Below are 15,571 nucleotides of genomic sequence, written 5' to 3' on the forward strand. Positions count from 1 at the left end.
CACCCATGTCTCGCACGTCTCGCACCACCTGGGCGGCCGCGGTGCTGACCGCCGGACTGTTCGCGGGCTCGACCGGCGCGGCGTTCGCCGACAGCCCCACGTCCGCTCCCGGCTCGGGCAGCGGCGCGGCGGACCTCCGCACCGCGGCCACGCGGGATTGCGCGCTCATCAAGGACCTCGGGCCGACGGTCACCGACCTGCTGGCCATCGTCAACGGCGACGCCAGCACGCCGGGCTCGGTGGCGTGGCTCAACGCCGGGGCGGCGAAGGCGAAGGCCGCCGGTCGCGCGAACCTCGCCTCCTGGCTGACCACGCGTGCGACGCTGCGGCAGGAGCAGGGCGCGGTACTCCAGACGCGGCAGCAGCTGCTCACGACCGGGACGTCGTGGTGCCAGGCGCATGGGTTCGGGGCGGCGGCGTGAGGGGCGTGCGCGGTGTGCGGGCCATGAGCGGCATTGGCGGCGTTGGCGGCGTTGGCGCGCGGGGCGCGCGCTGGTGTGGTGTGCTGTGTGCGACGGTGGCCTTGGCCGCGGGCCTTTCCGGGTGCCGGCCGCGAGCGGTCGCCAACCAGAACATGCCGTCGATCCCACCATCGACGGCTGCGACCGATTCGGGCTCGGCAGCCGACTCGGGTACCGCGACCAGTTCTGGTCCCACTACCACCTCCGGAACAGGCCGGCTCGGCCAGCAGGACATCGACAGCCTCAACGGCATCATCGCCTCCGTCGGCGGCGCCGCGACCTCGGTCCGCTCGGCGCTCGGCGCCGACAGCCCGACCGCGAACGGGTGATGGAGCACCGTGAGAAGAGTCCCCTTCGCCACGGCCGTCGCCTCGATCTGCCTGATCCTGGCCACGGCCCTGTCCGGCTGCCAAAGCGACTCGGCGGCCTCGCCCGCCCCGTCCACCGCCCCGGTGGGCAAGTCCGCACAGAGCATCCAGATCGGCGGCGCCACCCGCACCTTCCACCTCTACCGGCCGCAGAACCTGCCGGCCCACGCACCCCTGGTCGTCATGCTCCACGGCGGCTTCGGCAGCGGCACCCAGGCCGAGCAGGCCTACGGATGGGACCAGGAAGCCGACCACAACGCCTTCGCCGTGGCCTACCCCGACGGCCTGAACCACGCCTGGAACACCGGAGGCGGCTGCTGCGGCACCCCGGCGAAACAGAACACCGACGACGTCGCCTTCATCAAGGCCATGCTGACGACCATCCAGGCCGAGATCCCGATCGACCCGGCCCGCATCTACGCCACCGGCATCTCCAACGGCGGCATCATGGCCTACCGCCTGGCCTGCGAAACCAACCTGTTCGCCGCCATCGGCCCCGACTCGGCAACCCTCCTGGGCACCTGCCCCACCCCGAAACCCCTGTCGGTCCTCCACATCCACGGCACCGCCGACACCCGCATCCCCTACGCAGGCGGCGAAGGCCAGGGCTACGCCCACATCAACGGCCCACCGGTCCAAACCGTGGTGGCGACCTGGCGCACCACCGACGCCTGCGCAGCACCGACACAGACCACCGCCGGCCCCCTCACCACCTCGACAGCATCCTGCCCGAACGGGCGCACCGTCGAGCTGATCAGCATCGCCGGCGCAGGCCACCAGTGGCCGGGAAGCGCGCAGAAGCCTGTGAAAGAGGCCTTGCTGGGGACCGATCCGCCCTCGAAGGCGCTGAACGCGACGGATGTGTTCTGGCAGTTCTTCGCGGCGCATCCGAAGGTGGGTTAGGGCGGCACTGCCGTGTATTCGCCGGACCGCCCCGGATCAGTGGCGGCTGAACGCTACGAACTTGCCGAAGTGATTGCCGCTGAAGGTGTTCCCGGACCCGCCGTCCCGGTCTGCGATGTCGGCGGGCTTGTTGCCGGTGATCTTGTTGCCGGTGACGGTGTTGTCGGTGTCGGGGCCGCCTTTGTAGCTGCGGAAGAGGACGACGCCGCCGGACATGGGGGAGGCGCCGACGTTGCCGTGGATGCGGTTGTGGGTCAGGACCGTCTTCTCCACGCCGGTGAGGACGATGCCGATGCCTTGCAGGTACGGCAGCCTGTCCTTCGGGGGGCAGTACTCGTTGTTCGTGCTCACCTGGTTGTTGCGGATGGTCAGGTCGCCGCCGCGGGGGACGCCGTCGTCGCCGACGACGAAGACCCCCGAGCAGTTGCCGGTGACGGTGTTGTTCTTGAACACCAGGTTGCGGGCCCGGCGCAGGTCCGCGCCGAACCGGTTCGCGGTCATCCGATTGCCGGCGATCACGGTGCCCTCCGTGTCGATCGCGCCGCCCTTGCCGTTGGCCATGTTCGTCACGAAGATCCCGGCCTGGCCGTTGCCGACGGCCTGGTTGCCGATCAGCCGGCCGCGTGTCGACTTCTCCTGGCTGATGCCTTCCGCGCCGTTGCCGTTGACCAGGACGTGGCGCACCGTCATCCGGTCGGTCCCGGAGCCCGAGACGCCGTTCTGGGGGAAGTCCGAGACGGTGAGGGACTCGATGCGTACGCCGGTCACCGGGTGGTCGGCCGTCCCGAGCACACAGATGCCGTTGCCGGGAGCCGAACAGTCGTCGCCCACGGGCTCGGCGCCGCCGACCCCCTGAGCCGATCCCGTGGCGGCACCGGCCGGGGCGGCCGGAGTGATCACGGTCGCGGCACCGGCGCCCCGGATGGTCAGGCCCGAGACGCCGACCAGGACGCTTCCGTGGTAGACGCCGGGCAGCAGCACGATCGTGTCGCCGGCATGCGCCGCGTCGACGGCCCGCTGGACCGACCCGCCGGGCCGGACGACGATCCGGGCGGACCTGGAGGCGGAAGCCGAAGCGGCCAGGGCGGGCAGCGCGGCGGCCACCATCGCCGTGCCGCTGGCGAGGACGCCCGCACCGGTGATCATCAGACTTCGGGCACGACGTGAGGGCATTGCTTCCCATCTCCTTGCCATAGGCGAGTTCGGCTGTTGAGACGACTCAGACTCCCTGACGTTATGGGCCAGCCGCGGCGCTCGCTAACGGACGTTGGGCCGGATGGGTCCGCATCCTCGTTCCCCGGCTCGGCAATCAGCCCGCCAACGCTCACTCACGCGGCGTTTCGGGCCTGTCGCTGCCGGGGTGCCGACGACGCCGACGGAGCGAGAGGTTGGCCTGCACCGAGGTGATCTGCAACTGTGCGGAATCGCGGTGGTGCTCGGCCCAGGCATCCCGCGTCGCGGGGTCCGCGAACTCCGCCCCGATCACGCCGTCGCCGTTGACGATGCCGAACGCCTCGAAGCCGCCGTGTTCGGCTGCGTAGTCTTGGGCAAGGGCGAGGAAGTCGGGGTCATGATGGTCGACGTGGATGTCGGCCGCGGTGACCACTGCGTCGGTGATCGCGCAGACCGCGGTCCCGTCCTCAGCCAGAGCCTCCTGTTTGAACGCCACGACTTGGTCCTTGACGGCGCGGCGCATTGCGGTCAGGACACGGTCCCTGTGTGTGGCCGGGGTGAGGCATCGCAGAAAGCTGAAGTCCGTGACGGTGCCGTCGACGCGGATGATGAAGAAGCCCGGCTGGTGGAACTCCTCGGTGAGCCGGACCTCGAAGTGGTCGATGCCGACGCCGCGCTTGCCTGCCGCGTCCTGATGCAGTTCCAGCAGGTCGTGGAGGAAGGCCTCATCAGACGGATCGTCGATGACCGAGCCTGGCGGGTAACGGTAGAGCAGATCACGGCAGGCCTGCTGGGCGTCTCCCTTGCGCGGAAAGTAGACGTCGCCGATGATCACGGGTTTGGCGACCATGGGTCCTCCTTCAACCGGAGTCCGCCGAAGCGATGCGTTGTCGGACGGGGGTCGGGAAGCCGGCGGGCGTTCGGTGCCCACGCAGCTTGAGCTGGAGCAAGCCGCGAAGGCTGGCCAGTGAGCGAGTGCAGCCCAACGATTGCAGGAACTCCTCGACGCTCCAGGTGATCATCGCGCCCTGGCGGGAGAGGTAGAGCCCGAGGCGGTTGATGCGATAGCGGTCGTCGTAGTCCAGGAGCAGGTATCCGGCGAGCTGGTAGATCTCCTCGCGCCCCAGCGAGCGGGGGTGCCGGGTGGCTTTGCAATCCAGGAGGAGTCCGTCGAGGATGAAGTCGGCATCGGCGCCTCCGAGATCGGCGCTTCCTGCGAAGGTGGGCCCGCAGACTTTCTTGCCGCTCGGCAGCGCGCGCAGCGCGGCGAAGGGATCGATCGAGAGTGCGAATTGGCGGGCCAGGTCTTCGATGGCGTACTCCGGTACCGCCGCGGTCAGCTTTGAGAGAGTGATCTGCGATGTGGCGCCCAGGAGCATGTTGCCGCGTTGAAGGCGTCCAGTGCGATAGATGGCTTCGTAGGAGGCCGCGACAAAGCACAGACGGCTGAGTTGTTCCTCATCCAGTGAGGATGTTCCGTCGAGGTGATGCCGTAGCAGGGTCTGTAGTTCCGTACCGGCGGCCTGGAGTGCGGTTCGGGTTGCGGTGTCCGGTGCGCCTGGCAACTGCACCCTCGTGCCGAGCGCAGTCACTCCGTGGGACACGGCGTCGCCGAGGCTGGATCCCAGGGACAGCCGTAGGCGGTAGTCGATCGCGTGGCCGAGGTCGGGCCAGGCGGGGGATCGGACGTCGATGGGCTGGACGGGGTGCGGGAGTGGCGCGGCGAACTTCAGGTACCGGACGTGCAGTGGGCCCACATGCGGAAGGTGCTCGGCCATGAAGCGCGAAACCGGGGATTCGGAGAACTTCAGCTGCCCGGTGAGCGGGAGTCCTGCGAGCGCTTCCGTGCTCGGCCGTGAGCCGGTCTCCACGGCCCGCTTCTCGTAGTCGCCGATCCAGGACAGAGATGACTGGTCGAGCACGTGGCGGGCGCGGGTGACCGCGACATAGATCAGCCGTGCCTCGTCGGCACGCAGCGGACGCTGCAGCCCGTTCTCGTCGAAGGACGGCGCGTGGAAGCCGGCACCGATGCGTACGGTGTTCCACTCACGCCCCTTGGACTTGTGCGCGGTGGAGATGATGACGCGGGCCTCCTGCTCGTCCGACAGCCGGCCCACCGCGTCGATGATGGTGTCGGGGCCGAAGCTGTCGATGAGGTTGACGATGGTGCGCAGGCTCTGGGCTTCCGGGTCGCTGTCGGCGTAGTCCTGGACTTCGCCCCAGTTCGCGAACAGGAACAGTTCCGGATGACTGGTCCGCCGCCCGGCCTTCAGGTCGATGGCTGCCTCGGCCAGGCGTCTGAGCTCTTTGCCGCCGCCGACGAGCGCGACGGGTATGCCCTGGTCCAGATGCGTGAGTACTTCGCGCATGGCGTCGGCGTTGCCCCGGCACAGCACCGCGTCGGGACGGTCGAGCGCGCGGACGGCACTGTCTCCCGGCCCTCGTCCTGTCAGGCGCATCTCGGAGCCGGCGTGGGCGAGCCAGCGGTTGGCCTCGTCGGCGATCGGGGGACCGAACCGAAAGGATTCGGTCAGGAAGAGGTGGTCGGCGGGGAAGCCGGTCATCACATCGCGTGCGTTGCGCCACGCGTAGATCTGCTGTGCTGGATCGCCGACGCACACGCGTTGGGCGTCCTGTGCCAGGAAGACCTCCTCGACCACGGGGTTGGTGTCCTGTGCCTCGTCGAGCAGGATGAAGTCGGCCGCGAGCACCGGGCGGGACAGCCCCCACATCTTCATGTAGTGCTCGTGGTCGAACTTCAGTACGCCGTCGAGCGCGCAGATGTCCTCCCATGCCTGGCGCGCGTACGGAAGGAGCTGCTGGGACAAGCGGTCTTGAGCGGCGGGGTCCAGGCCGTTGACGCGTGCCATGTGCCGAGCCGACACCTCTGGATCGGCGGTGCGGCAGTAGCGGGCGACCATCTCCATGACCAGGCGAGCCTGATGGGCCTGGGTGATCTGGATCGTTCCCTCTTGCACGGCATCGGTGAGTCCGAGAAGCCTCGCGGTCTCCTTCCCCGGACGGCGCGGCGAGTGTTCGAGCCTGTGTTTGTAGCGGACGCCCACCGCTTGGTAGGCGAGGGCGTGCGATGTACGACATTCGACGTTGCCGCCGAAACGGCGTCGGGCATCTTCGGCAGCGGCCTTGTTGTATGCCATGTACAGGCCGCGCTTCCTTGTGGCCGAACCCATCAGCACCAGAGTCGAGGTCTTGCCCGCTCCCGCACCCGCGATCAGCGCCAGATCGCCGCCCGAGGCGAACGCGTCGCGAGCCGCCTGTTGCTCCGCCGTGGCCTGAATCATCCCCACCCTGTCCTCAACGCCGACTGAATCAGAGGTCTACCATAGGCGCAACGCGCACATCGACGCTTATGTCAGAGTTCGTAGTTACTCTGGCAGTGTGACTCAGACTGTCTGGCACGCTGGGTACCGCATCGCCATCAACCTGTCACTGGACGACCTCGGACATCCTGACCGGCCGGGTCTGTGGGAAGAGATCTACAAGCCGGACCCGTCCCGGCCTCGTCTTCTGCGCTGCATGGCGATCGACGATGACGACGGCACGGAGTGCCCTGAGGCGATGTACATCCTGGTGCGAGACGGTCTCCGTATCGCCTCTCACTGGCGAAGCGGTGCGAAGCCGCATCGGAATGAGGGCCCCAAGCACAAGGCGCTCAAAGAGCGGATAGCGAACGTCGCGCAGCGTGCCGGCTTCGCCGCCGACGTCGAGGATGTCTCCGCGGACGGAACCCGGCGTACGGACGTCCTGGTCGGCGGGGGCGACGGCGGTCCCATCGGATGGGAGATCCAGTTCTCGCACATCACCGGCCCCGCGGCGATCAAGCGCACCGCGACTGCCAAGGTCCACGGCATCACGCCGATGTGGACGGTCGACCACGACCGGTCGCAGGTCATCGACCGGGGGCCGTGGAACCGTCTGGACAAGATCACGGACTGGCGGCAGATCGCGGGCAAGCAGCTGAACGTCCGAGGCGGCGTTCGCACCTTGCGCATGGAACGCTGCCAGAAGGGCTTCGGGCCGTGTCCGGTGAAGAAGCGCGGGTCGTGCGGAGACTGGCACGGCGTTTGGCTCGCGGCCAGAGGCGTGTACCTCGACAGCTTCGTGGCCGAGACCGCCGCGGGCGAGTACGTGCCGCTCTACCGGCCGGCCACCACACGCCGCGGCGGGAACTACATGTGGGTCACGCCGGTCGACAAGGCCGAGTTCCTTCAAGACCGCACTGAGGTGGACCCCTACGCCGGCGTCGGGACGCTGGAGACCGAGCCGGGTGACTGCCAGGTCCCCAAGCCCATCGACCCGCGGTGCCACTACGGCGAGCCCGGCAAACCGGCGACGAAGCGCGCGCCTCGCGATACCGGCGACCGGATAGCCGTCGGCGAGTGGCTCACGCGAGCCTTCGCGGACGGCCCCGGCGTGGGAGTGACCGACCCGGACCGTGTCCCCGACGAACTGGTGCGGCTCCAGCTGGCCTTCCTCCGGGCGGACGCGGAATGTGAGCGAATCAGCGCCGCGCTGCCGTCGAGCCTGGACGTCGTGGCAGGCCTGGCGGTCATCGACGCCCAGCAGCGTGTCGACCTGGAGGTGGCGCGGGCGGAGCGGCTCGAAGTCGTTCTGGCCAAGTATGAGCACCCTTGGTGGGGCGTTGTCGCCAACCGCTATGAGGCCGATGTGCGACTGCGTGCGGTAGTTCAAGAACGTGTGGACAGGGCACGGCGCCAGGTGTCATGACGACGCTGCCGCATTGTGCGATGACGGATAGCAGCAGGTCGGGGCCGCCCGAAGGCGGCCCCGACCCAAAGCGTCAGTCCCTCAGGACATCATCCCGATCCACTGCCCACCGGTAACGTTCAGCACCTGCCCCGAAACGTAGTTCGACCACGGCGAGCACAGGTAGAACACCCCGCCCGCCGCCTCCTCCGGGGTCCCCGGACGCCCGAGCGGGATCAGGAAGCTGGTCGCGCCGACCATGGCTTCGGGGATGCCCAGTTGGACGGTTTCGCCGCCGATCTCCATGGTGTTGTCGTCGCTCTTGGCGGCGGTGAGGCGGGTTTCGATGTGGCCGAAGGCTACTGCGTTGACGTTGACTTTGAACTGGCCCCATTCCTTGGCCAGGGTCTTTGTCAGGCCTACGACTGCTGACTTGCCGGAGCTGTAGTTCGCCTGGCCGGCGTTGCCCATGGTGCCGGAGACGGAGGAGATGTTCACGATCTTGCGGAAGACTTCGATGCCCTGTTCGCGCTCTTTCTTCGCGGGGTCGCGGAAGTAGGGGGCGGCTGCTCGGATGGTGCGGAAGGGGACGACGGTGTGGATGTCCAGCATGCGCTGGAACCAGTCGTCGGTCATCAGGTGGATCGGCTTGTCGAGGGTGTAGCCGGCGTTGTTGACCAGGATGTCGATCTTGCCGAAGCTGTCCGCCGCCTTGGCCACCAGGGCTTCCGGGATGCCTTCGGCGGTCAGGTCGCCGGCGAAGACGGCGGTGTCGGTGCCGTGGGCCTTGGCGATCTCGGCCGCGGTCTCGGCGGCGGCGTCGCCGTCGAGGTCGTTGATCAGGACGCCGGCGCCCTGCGAGGCCAGCAGGTCGGCGGTGGCGCGTCCGATGCCGCGCGCCGATCCGGTGACGATCGCGACCTTGCCGTCCAGGACTCCCATGTACGCTCCTTGGCTCTGGTGGTGGTGCCGGTGGTGGCTCTGTTGGCGGTGCTGGTGATGCTGCTGGTGAGTGCGACTACGACTGGCGGAAGACCGCGAGGCCGTCCTTGATCACGACCAGGTCGGTGTCCGAGGACGTCTCGAAGGCGAAGCCGCCGGGGCTCCCGGCCGCCCATACCCGGGTGCTGATGTCCTGCCCGGGCAGGACCGGCTTGGCGAAACGTACAGCCAGCCGCTCCAGGTTGCGAGGGTCCTTTTCGGCCATGCCGAGCACCGCGTGCGAGGCGAACGCCATCGTGCTCAGGCCGTGGTTGATGATGCCGGGCAGGCCCACGGCCCGGGCGAAGTCCGGGTCCAGGTGGATCGGGTTGTGGTCGCCGGAGGGCTCGGCGTAGCGGGCCGTCTGGTCGGCGTCGACGTGCTGCTTGGCCTCGCCGACGGGGTCGGTGGCGCGGACCGCCTCCTGCAGTGCGTGGCCCGGTGCCTGTTCGCCGCCGCCGGGTTCGTCCTGCGCGCCGCGGAAGAAGGTGGACATCCACTGCTCGTTGACCAGTTCGCCGTCGGCGGTGCGGGTCTCGGACTTCACCGCGACCACGACGCCGGCCGAGGTCTGGCGGACGCCCAGCGGCGCCGAGCGCGTCACCAGCTCCAGGCCCGGGGTGATCGGCCGGTGGTAGAAGAAGTCCTGCTCGCCGTGGACCAGCATCATCAGCAGCTCCGGCGGGGCCACCGCCAGGACCGCCTCGGCGCTGGACTCGAAGGCCGGGACCACCGCGAAGACCGGCGGGGCCAGGTCGCCGGAGCGGTGCTCGGGGATCGGGTCGTTGGTCGCCGCGGCGTAGGCGGCGACCCGCTCTTGCCCGACGGTGAAGTGCTTCGGCTCGGTCCAGACGCCGAGCGCCTCCAGGTTGAAGCTCATTGCCGTTGCCCCCTTGCGGACGCCGCGTTGCCGGAGAACACTGTGACGCAACTGAACGTACCGTAGAATGATGTAACGATCCAGAGGGGAACCCACCCGCCATGACCGACGCCCATGCCTCCACCGATGGCCATGCCTCTACCGGTGCCCAGACCTCCGGCCTGCCCATCGAGCTGGCCGGCTCCGACCCGAACCAGCTCGCCGGCATGGTCGGCCAGCTCTCCGACGCCGAGCTGCGCGAGGTGCTGTCCGACGGCGCGCTGCGCGGCCAGGTGCTGGACGAGATCTTCCGCCGCATGGGCGACCACTTCCGCGCCGACAAGGCCAAGGGCCAGACCGTCGCCGTGCACTTCGTCATCACCGGCGGCCCGGACGGCACCAAGGACACCTACCAGGCGTCCATCAAGGACGGCGTGTGCACGACGTCCAAGGAGCTCACCGAGCACCCCCGCGCCACCATCACCGCCGACGGCGTGCCGTTCCTGCGCCTGGTCACCGGTGCCGCCGGCGGCGTCGAGCTGTTCTTGAAGGGCAAGCTGAAGGTCGGCGGCGACATGATGTTCGCCGCGAACGTGGCGGGGTGGTTCGCCATTCCGGGCGGCAAGTAGTCGATCATGGATGAGCGCTGATGAGTACCGATGAGTGCTGATGAGCGTGACGGCGCGCGGAGGGCCTCGGGGGGCCGTCCGCGCGCCGAAGGCGTGGGTCCACTTATATGGCCGTCATACCTATATGACAGTCACCCCGCCGGCTTGATGTTCGCGTTGTGCCGGAACACGTTCTCCGGGTCGTACTCCCGCTTGATCGCCGCCAGCCGCCGGTATTTGTCCGGCCCGTACGCGGCGACGACCCGCTCCTGGTCGGGCTCGACCATGAAGTTCACGTAGCTGCCGGCGCCGCGGGAGTACGGCAGCAGCGCCTCCCAGTACGCCCTGACCCACGCCGTGTCCGCGTTCAGCAGTTCCGGGGACGGAGCGATACCGGCCAGGTTCACGGCATAGGTGGGACGTCGCAGTCCACTGAAGGCCGTCGCGTCGTCGTCGACCTCGGCGAAGGCGCCGCTCAGGGTGAACACCGGGGCGAAGGACATGGGAGAGCTCTTCCTCCCGGCGAACTCCGTCATCACGGCGATCACGTCGTCGTCGAGCCCGTCGAAGTACAGCGCCCGCTCGTAGCCGAGGATCCCGGGCGGCGCGGCGTCGTCGAGCAACGACTGCAGCGCGGTGTAGGGCATCGGCGTGGCCAGGTCGAACAGCGGCGGCAGTTGCTCGCGGACGCTGTCGACGACCTTCTCGTGCACGTCCGCGCCGCCGAAGCCGACGATGATCAGCGCGTGTCCGGGCGCCAGGTGGAACTGCTCCGGGACGAACGGCGCGGGCGGCGCGTTCATCCCGACCCCCAGCATCCCGGAGAAGCCGGCGGGCAGGCCGTCCAGCGTGTCGCGCATGGTGCGCAGCGCCTCGGCGCCCTGGTCGATCGGCCAGAACAGCAGCCCGACCTGCACGATCGGCCCGACCGGGTGCAGGTCGAACCGGAACTCGGTGACCACGCCGAAGTTGCCGCCGCCGCCCCGGATCGCCCAGAACAGGTCCGGGTGGGAGTCCGCCGAGGCCTCGACGATCCGGCCGTTGGCCAGCACCACCTCGGCCGAGCGCAGGTTGTCGATGCTCAGGCCGTGCTCGCGGGTCAGCCAGCCGAAGCCGCCGCCGAGGGTCAGGCCGCCGACGCCGGTGTGGCTGACCGTGCCGGCCGGCACCGCCAGGCCGTGTTCCTGGGTGGCGGCGTCCAGGTCGGACAGCAGAGCGCCGCCCTGGCAGTACGCCGTTCGTGTGACGGGGTCGACCCGCACCGCGGACATCGCCCGCAGATCGATGGTCAGCGAGTCCGGCCAGACGGCGTTGCCGCCGAAGTTGTGCCCGCCGCCGCGTACCGACACGTCCAGGCCGCGGATGCGGGCCGCGATCAGCGCCGCGGCCACGTCCTGCGTGCTCCGGCACTGCGCGATCGCCGCGGGCCGGTGGTCGATCGCCCCGTTCCAGACCATGCGGACGCTGTCGTAGTCGGGATCGGCCGCGGTGACGACCCGTCCCGAGAAGTTGGGGTACACGCCGTCGGTGTGACCGGACATCGTCGTGTCCTTACTCTTGGCACTCTTGGCTGTCCTTATTCTTCGAGCACCGCCAGCCAGTTCCCTGCCGGGTCCTTGAACCAGGCGATCAACGGCCCGCCCAGCCGGCTGATCCCGTCCTCGTCGACGCCGGGCAGCCGCTCGAACTCCACGCCGCGGTCGCCCAGGCTCTTCACCGCCGCCTCGATGTCGTCGACGGGGAAGTTCAGGATGGTGAAGTCGGCGGGCGTGTGTGCCGCGCCTTTGGGATAGACCAGGATCTCGGTGTCGCCCCCGACGTGCAGGCGGAGCATGCCGTTGGCCTCGGTGACCGGGATGCCCAGGATTTCGCCGTAGAACTTCTTGGCGGCGGGGATGTCGTCCACGGAGAAGCCGCTGAAGGCCTTCGTGTTTTCGAACATGGTTGGGACGCTACCCGCTGCCGCCCGGCGCTGCCTGTCCTGAGCACGTGCCGAAGCCCGGCGCCAGGGAGTACCTGCCGCCGGGCTTCGTCCTGTCTGACCAGCAGTCCGACCAGCTGTCCGACCGTTCCTGCCGTGCCTGCCTGACCGTGCCTACCGCGCCTGCCTCACGCGTCGGCGTGCACCGGCAGGATCGCGACGTGGTCGGTCTCCTCGGCGAGCTCGATCGCGTGCTCGTCGACCTTCGGCATCGCGTTCTTGCCGGGCAGCAGGAACAGCGTCGCGAGCGCGGCCAGCAGGCCCAGGCCCGCGCCGACCAGCAGCGCCGTGCCGAAGCCGCCGGACAGGGCCTGCGCGGCGTTGTCGCCGGTGCCGAGCAGGTGCGAGGTGCGGGCCGAGGCCACCGCGGCCAGGACCGCCAGGCCCAGGGCGCCGCCGACCTGCTGGGCGGTGTTCAGCAGGCCCGAGGCCAGGCCGGACTCCTCCTCCGAGGCGCCGGCGGTGCCGGCCACGGTCAGCGCGACCCAGGCCATGCCGCCGCCCAGGCCGATCACGATCTGGGGGAGCAGCAGGTCGGTGACGTAGCTGCCGTTGGCCGGCATCCCGCTGACCCACAGCAGGCCGGCGGCCATCACGACCATGCCCGCCACCGTGGTGGCCTTGATCCCGACCTTGGCCACCAGCTGACCGGCGGCGGTGGCGGCGATCATGATCGACACCGCGATCGGGACCAGCGACAGGCCCGACTTCAGCGGCGAGTAGCCCAGGACCTGCTGGGTGTACAGGGTCATGAAGAAGAACGCCGGCATCAGGCCCATGACCTGCAGCATCGAGGCCACGTTCGCCCCGCGCAGCACCGGGCGCCGGAAGATCGACAGCGGGACCAGCGGCTGCTTGGTGCGCTGCTCGATGACCACGAAGGCGGCCAGCAGCAACACGCCGACCGCGCCCAGGCCCAGGGTCTCCGGCGAGGTCCAGCCCACCTTCTGGGCGTTGACGAGCACGAACACGATCCCGGCCAGGCCCGCGGTGACGGTGAAGGCGCCGGCCAGGTCGAACCCGGAGCGCTGGCCGCTGGGCGCGCCCACCGGCAGGATGCGCGGCGCGAGCAGCGCGGCGGCCACGCCGATCGGGACGTTCACCCAGAAGCAGGCCTGCCAGCCGAACCAGTCGGTGAGCATGCCGCCCAGGATCAGGCCGACGGCGCCGCCGGCCCCGGCCACGGCGCCCCACACGCCCAGGGCCTTGTTGCGCTCGGCCTTCTCCTCGTCGGTGTTGTCCGGGAAGGAGATCAGCAGCAGGGACAGCGCGGCGGGGGAGACCACGGCGGCGGCGAAGCCCTGCACGGCGCGGGCGCCGATCAGGAAGCCGGGGTCCGGGGACAGCGAGCCGGCCAGCGAGGCCACCGAGAACAGGATCAGGCCGCCCATGAACATCCGGCGGCGGCCCAGGTAGTCGGCCAGCCGCCCGCCCAGCAGCAGGAAGCCGCCGAACATCAAGGTGTAGGCGTTGGTGACCCAGGACAAGTCGGCCTGTGCGAAGCCCAGTCCCTTGACCAGGGACGGCAGCGCGACGCCGACGATGCCGGCGTCCAGGATCAGGACGAACTGCGTGACCGCGAGCAGCGTGAGCGCCGTGCCGCGGTTGATCGCACGGCCGCCGAGCGGGGCCGGGGCTGCGTTCGCAGCAGCTGCTGACATGGAGACATCCCCTAAAAACGGAAGGTGAATTACGGTTCCGGTTAACAGGTGAGACAGTAGCGGAACCGTCCCTCCGGTTGTCAAGTGGAACCGGAGGTCAGCTTCCGGTTAATCCGGGGAAGGTGTACCGTTCAACCATGGTCCTGTCGCAGACGCCGCCCACGAGCCGTCCCCTGCGCGCCGACGCCCGGCGCAACCGTGAGGCGATCGTCGCCGCCGCCGACGACCTGTTCCGCGTGGACGGCATGTCGCTGCAGATGGACGAGGTGGCCCAGCGCGCCGGGCTCGGCGTCGGCACCGTCTACCGGCACTTCCCGACCAAGGAGGCGCTGACCGTCGAGCTGGTCCAGCACCGCGTGGAGACCACGATCAACCGGGCCGAGCAGACCATGCAGGACTGCGACCCGGCCAGCGCGCTGCGCCGCTTCATCCGGGACATGGCCACGGTGATGGGCGAGGACATCGGGCTGCGCGAGTCGTTCCAGATGCAGGTGCTGGCCGACAACCAGCTCGACGAGTGCGTGTACTACCGCCAGGACCTGCACGAGCGGAAGCTGTCGATGGTCAAGCGGGCCCAGGAGGCCGGCGTGGTGCGCGGCGACCTGGCGCTGGAGGACTTCGACGCCCTGATGTGCGGGATGGGGCAGGCGATCGTGGCCGGCGGGAACCCGGCGCTGATGGCCGATGTGCTGCTGGAGGGGCTGCGGGTGCCGCGGGCCCTGGACGCCGACGAAGCTGAGTGAACCGCGGGGGAGCAGCCCTCGGAAGGACTGTCGGTGCGGTGGTCTATCGTCGCCCACAATGGAAGACGTGTCCGCGAATCCGAACCCTGTCTCAGTCCCCGCACCCTCCCCGGCGCCTGATCGCCTTTGTACCGGCCTGAGCTGGTTCGAGGAGAAGCCCGCCCTGACCTCGGTCGAGGGCGGTGATCTGCGTCTGAAGGCACTGAGTCCGGGCACGCGCCTGGCCCTGAGCTGGTCCGGCCGCCGCCGCTGCGTCGGCTGGACGGCGCCGGGAAAAGGCCGCACCGCGTGTGCCGATGACGCGGAGATCGACGGCGGGGCGACCCTGGCGCAGTGCCCGGCCTGCCAGAACCGCGACCACGGCCTGGCTGTCGCGCGCGACCGGATCACCGACGACGGCCGCTCCTACCAGCTGTACCTGGCGTGGTTCGCGCCCGGCATGCTGAAGGTCGGGATCACCGGCGTGCAGCGCGGCGTGGCCCGACTGCTGGAGCAGGGCGCGATCGGCTACACGGTGATCGCCACCGGCACCCTCCCGGCCGCTCGCCGCGCCGAACTCACGGTCTCGGCCTCCGGGCTGGCCAAGGAGCGGTACCGCTCGCGGGCGAAGGTCGAGGCGTGGTGGGGGCTGCCGGAGACCGAAGGGCTGCGCTCGGCGCTGACGGAGGGTCGGATCAAGGCGCTGCGGATGCTGGCCGACCACACGCTCGACACCTTCCCCGACGGTTCGCTGGTCGACAACACCGCCTTCTTCGGGCTCGGCGACGGGGCTCCGGCGGCGTACCGCGAGGTCGAGGCGCTGGAGGACAGCGGCAGCCTGGCCGGCGAGGTGCGCTCGGTGATCGGCAAGCACCTGTTCCTGGCGACCGAGGGCGGCGGCGCGCCGCTGCTGCTCGACACGCGGCTGCTCGCCGGACGGCACACGGTGCCGATGGCGGGGGCGAACGCGGCGGCGGATGCGGCCGGTGCCGGTTCGGGACCGACCGGGATGCGGACGGTGGAGCGTTGGCGGCCGCTGCTGTACGACACGCCGACGCTGTTCTAGGCGTACTGGTTCGCGCTGGATGTCATCCGCGACGCGCTGGACCAGGTCCGGAGCGGCTGA

At 69.5% G+C, this 15,571-nt stretch carries 15 protein-coding genes; 7 read left to right on the plus strand and 8 right to left on the minus strand.

Features of this window, described 5'->3' with window-relative positions:
- Nucleotides 1-5 precede the first annotated feature (5 nt).
- The 3 genes from ABIA35_RS11475 to ABIA35_RS11485 all read left to right on the plus strand — a co-directional run bounded on the left by ABIA35_RS11475 (nt 6) and on the right by ABIA35_RS11485 (nt 1,732).
- Nucleotides 6-422: a hypothetical protein gene (locus tag ABIA35_RS11475; protein WP_370334344.1), complete on the plus strand. Its 417-nt coding sequence runs from the start codon at nt 6-8 to the stop codon at nt 420-422.
- A gap of 152 nt (nt 423-574) precedes the next feature.
- Entirely contained in the window at nt 575-790 is a 216-nt protein-coding gene (locus ABIA35_RS11480) for a hypothetical protein (protein WP_370357820.1), read from the plus strand.
- A gap of 9 nt (nt 791-799) precedes the next feature.
- Nucleotides 800-1,732, plus strand: a complete 933-nt coding sequence (locus tag ABIA35_RS11485) for a PHB depolymerase family esterase (protein WP_370357821.1) — start codon at nt 800-802, stop codon at nt 1,730-1,732.
- Between the two features lie 36 nt (nt 1,733-1,768).
- Here ABIA35_RS11485 and ABIA35_RS11490 read toward each other — a convergent pair whose 3' ends face one another.
- The 3 genes from ABIA35_RS11490 to ABIA35_RS11500 form a co-directional block, all read right to left on the minus strand.
- Entirely contained in the window at nt 1,769-2,905 is a 1,137-nt protein-coding gene (locus ABIA35_RS11490) for a nitrous oxide reductase family maturation protein NosD (protein WP_370334346.1), read from the minus strand.
- A 151-nt stretch (nt 2,906-3,056) separates the two neighbouring features.
- Entirely contained in the window at nt 3,057-3,740 is a 684-nt protein-coding gene (locus ABIA35_RS11495; RefSeq protein ID WP_370357822.1) for a DCL family protein, read from the minus strand.
- A gap of 25 nt (nt 3,741-3,765) precedes the next feature.
- Complete coding sequence (locus ABIA35_RS11500; RefSeq protein WP_370357823.1) at nt 3,766-6,207, minus strand: UvrD-helicase domain-containing protein; 2,442 nt, start codon at nt 6,205-6,207, stop codon at nt 3,766-3,768.
- Nucleotides 6,208-6,304: 97 nt separating this feature from the next.
- Between ABIA35_RS11500 and ABIA35_RS11505 the strand changes: the two genes are divergently transcribed.
- Nucleotides 6,305-7,654, plus strand: coding sequence for a hypothetical protein (locus ABIA35_RS11505; protein ID WP_370357824.1), 1,350 nt, complete (start codon nt 6,305-6,307; stop codon nt 7,652-7,654).
- An 81-nt stretch (nt 7,655-7,735) separates the two neighbouring features.
- On the opposite strand, the gene ABIA35_RS11510 is transcribed toward ABIA35_RS11505, so the two are convergent.
- Both ABIA35_RS11510 and ABIA35_RS11515 read right to left on the minus strand, forming a co-directional pair.
- Nucleotides 7,736-8,575, minus strand: coding sequence for an SDR family NAD(P)-dependent oxidoreductase (locus ABIA35_RS11510; RefSeq protein ID WP_370334350.1), 840 nt, complete (start codon nt 8,573-8,575; stop codon nt 7,736-7,738).
- Nucleotides 8,576-8,651: 76 nt separating this feature from the next.
- A complete protein-coding gene (locus ABIA35_RS11515) occupies nt 8,652-9,494 on the minus strand; it encodes a MaoC/PaaZ C-terminal domain-containing protein (protein WP_370357825.1) in 843 nt (280 codons plus the stop codon).
- A gap of 101 nt (nt 9,495-9,595) precedes the next feature.
- Between ABIA35_RS11515 and ABIA35_RS11520 the strand changes: the two genes are divergently transcribed.
- Nucleotides 9,596-10,102, plus strand: a complete 507-nt coding sequence (locus tag ABIA35_RS11520; protein WP_370334352.1) for an SCP2 sterol-binding domain-containing protein — start codon at nt 9,596-9,598, stop codon at nt 10,100-10,102.
- Between the two features lie 131 nt (nt 10,103-10,233).
- Here ABIA35_RS11520 and ABIA35_RS11525 read toward each other — a convergent pair whose 3' ends face one another.
- From ABIA35_RS11525 to ABIA35_RS11535, 3 genes are all read right to left on the minus strand, one after another.
- Nucleotides 10,234-11,622 carry an FAD-binding oxidoreductase gene (locus tag ABIA35_RS11525; protein ID WP_370357826.1) on the minus strand — a complete coding sequence of 463 codons (1,389 nt, stop codon included), beginning with the start codon at nt 11,620-11,622 and terminating at the stop codon, nt 10,234-10,236.
- A 35-nt stretch (nt 11,623-11,657) separates the two neighbouring features.
- The gene (locus ABIA35_RS11530) at nt 11,658-12,023 is read right to left on the minus strand and encodes a VOC family protein (RefSeq protein WP_370334354.1); all 366 of its coding nucleotides are present in this window, start codon (nt 12,021-12,023) and stop codon (nt 11,658-11,660) included.
- A gap of 167 nt (nt 12,024-12,190) precedes the next feature.
- On the minus strand, nt 12,191-13,723 hold the full coding sequence (locus ABIA35_RS11535) for an MFS transporter (RefSeq protein ID WP_370334355.1): 1,533 nt from the start codon (nt 13,721-13,723) through the stop codon (nt 12,191-12,193).
- Nucleotides 13,724-13,860: 137 nt separating this feature from the next.
- Here ABIA35_RS11535 and ABIA35_RS11540 point away from each other — a divergent pair, with 137 nt between their 5' ends.
- Complete coding sequence (locus tag ABIA35_RS11540) at nt 13,861-14,466, plus strand: TetR/AcrR family transcriptional regulator (protein ID WP_370334356.1); 606 nt, start codon at nt 13,861-13,863, stop codon at nt 14,464-14,466.
- A 67-nt stretch (nt 14,467-14,533) separates the two neighbouring features.
- Complete coding sequence (locus ABIA35_RS11545; protein ID WP_370357827.1) at nt 14,534-15,511, plus strand: DUF2797 domain-containing protein; 978 nt, start codon at nt 14,534-14,536, stop codon at nt 15,509-15,511.
- Nucleotides 15,512-15,571: the final 60 nt, after the last annotated feature.

It is taken from the genome of Catenulispora sp. MAP12-49, assembly GCF_041262705.1.
Taxonomy (GTDB): Bacteria; Actinomycetota; Actinomycetes; order Streptomycetales; family Catenulisporaceae; genus Catenulispora.

What these genes read in the sequence shown, in the direction of transcription:
- ABIA35_RS11475 (WP_370334344.1), top strand. Translation starts at nt 6, where the DNA reads ATGTCTCGCACGTCTCGCACCACCTGGGCGGCCGCGGTGCTGACCGCC.
- ABIA35_RS11480 (WP_370357820.1), top strand. Translation starts at nt 575, where the DNA reads ATGCCGTCGATCCCACCATCGACGGCTGCGACCGATTCGGGCTCGGCA.
- ABIA35_RS11490 (WP_370334346.1), bottom strand. Translation starts at nt 2,905, where the DNA reads ATGCCCTCACGTCGTGCCCGAAGTCTGATGATCACCGGTGCGGGCGTC.
- ABIA35_RS11500 (WP_370357823.1), bottom strand. Translation starts at nt 6,207, where the DNA reads ATGATTCAGGCCACGGCGGAGCAACAGGCGGCTCGCGACGCGTTCGCC.
- ABIA35_RS11510 (WP_370334350.1), bottom strand. Translation starts at nt 8,575, where the DNA reads ATGGGAGTCCTGGACGGCAAGGTCGCGATCGTCACCGGATCGGCGCGC.
- ABIA35_RS11515 (WP_370357825.1), bottom strand. Translation starts at nt 9,494, where the DNA reads ATGAGCTTCAACCTGGAGGCGCTCGGCGTCTGGACCGAGCCGAAGCAC.
- ABIA35_RS11520 (WP_370334352.1), top strand. Translation starts at nt 9,596, where the DNA reads ATGACCGACGCCCATGCCTCCACCGATGGCCATGCCTCTACCGGTGCC.
- ABIA35_RS11525 (WP_370357826.1), bottom strand. Translation starts at nt 11,622, where the DNA reads ATGTCCGGTCACACCGACGGCGTGTACCCCAACTTCTCGGGACGGGTC.
- ABIA35_RS11530 (WP_370334354.1), bottom strand. Translation starts at nt 12,023, where the DNA reads ATGTTCGAAAACACGAAGGCCTTCAGCGGCTTCTCCGTGGACGACATC.
- ABIA35_RS11535 (WP_370334355.1), bottom strand. Translation starts at nt 13,723, where the DNA reads ATGTCAGCAGCTGCTGCGAACGCAGCCCCGGCCCCGCTCGGCGGCCGT.
- ABIA35_RS11540 (WP_370334356.1), top strand. Translation starts at nt 13,861, where the DNA reads ATGGTCCTGTCGCAGACGCCGCCCACGAGCCGTCCCCTGCGCGCCGAC.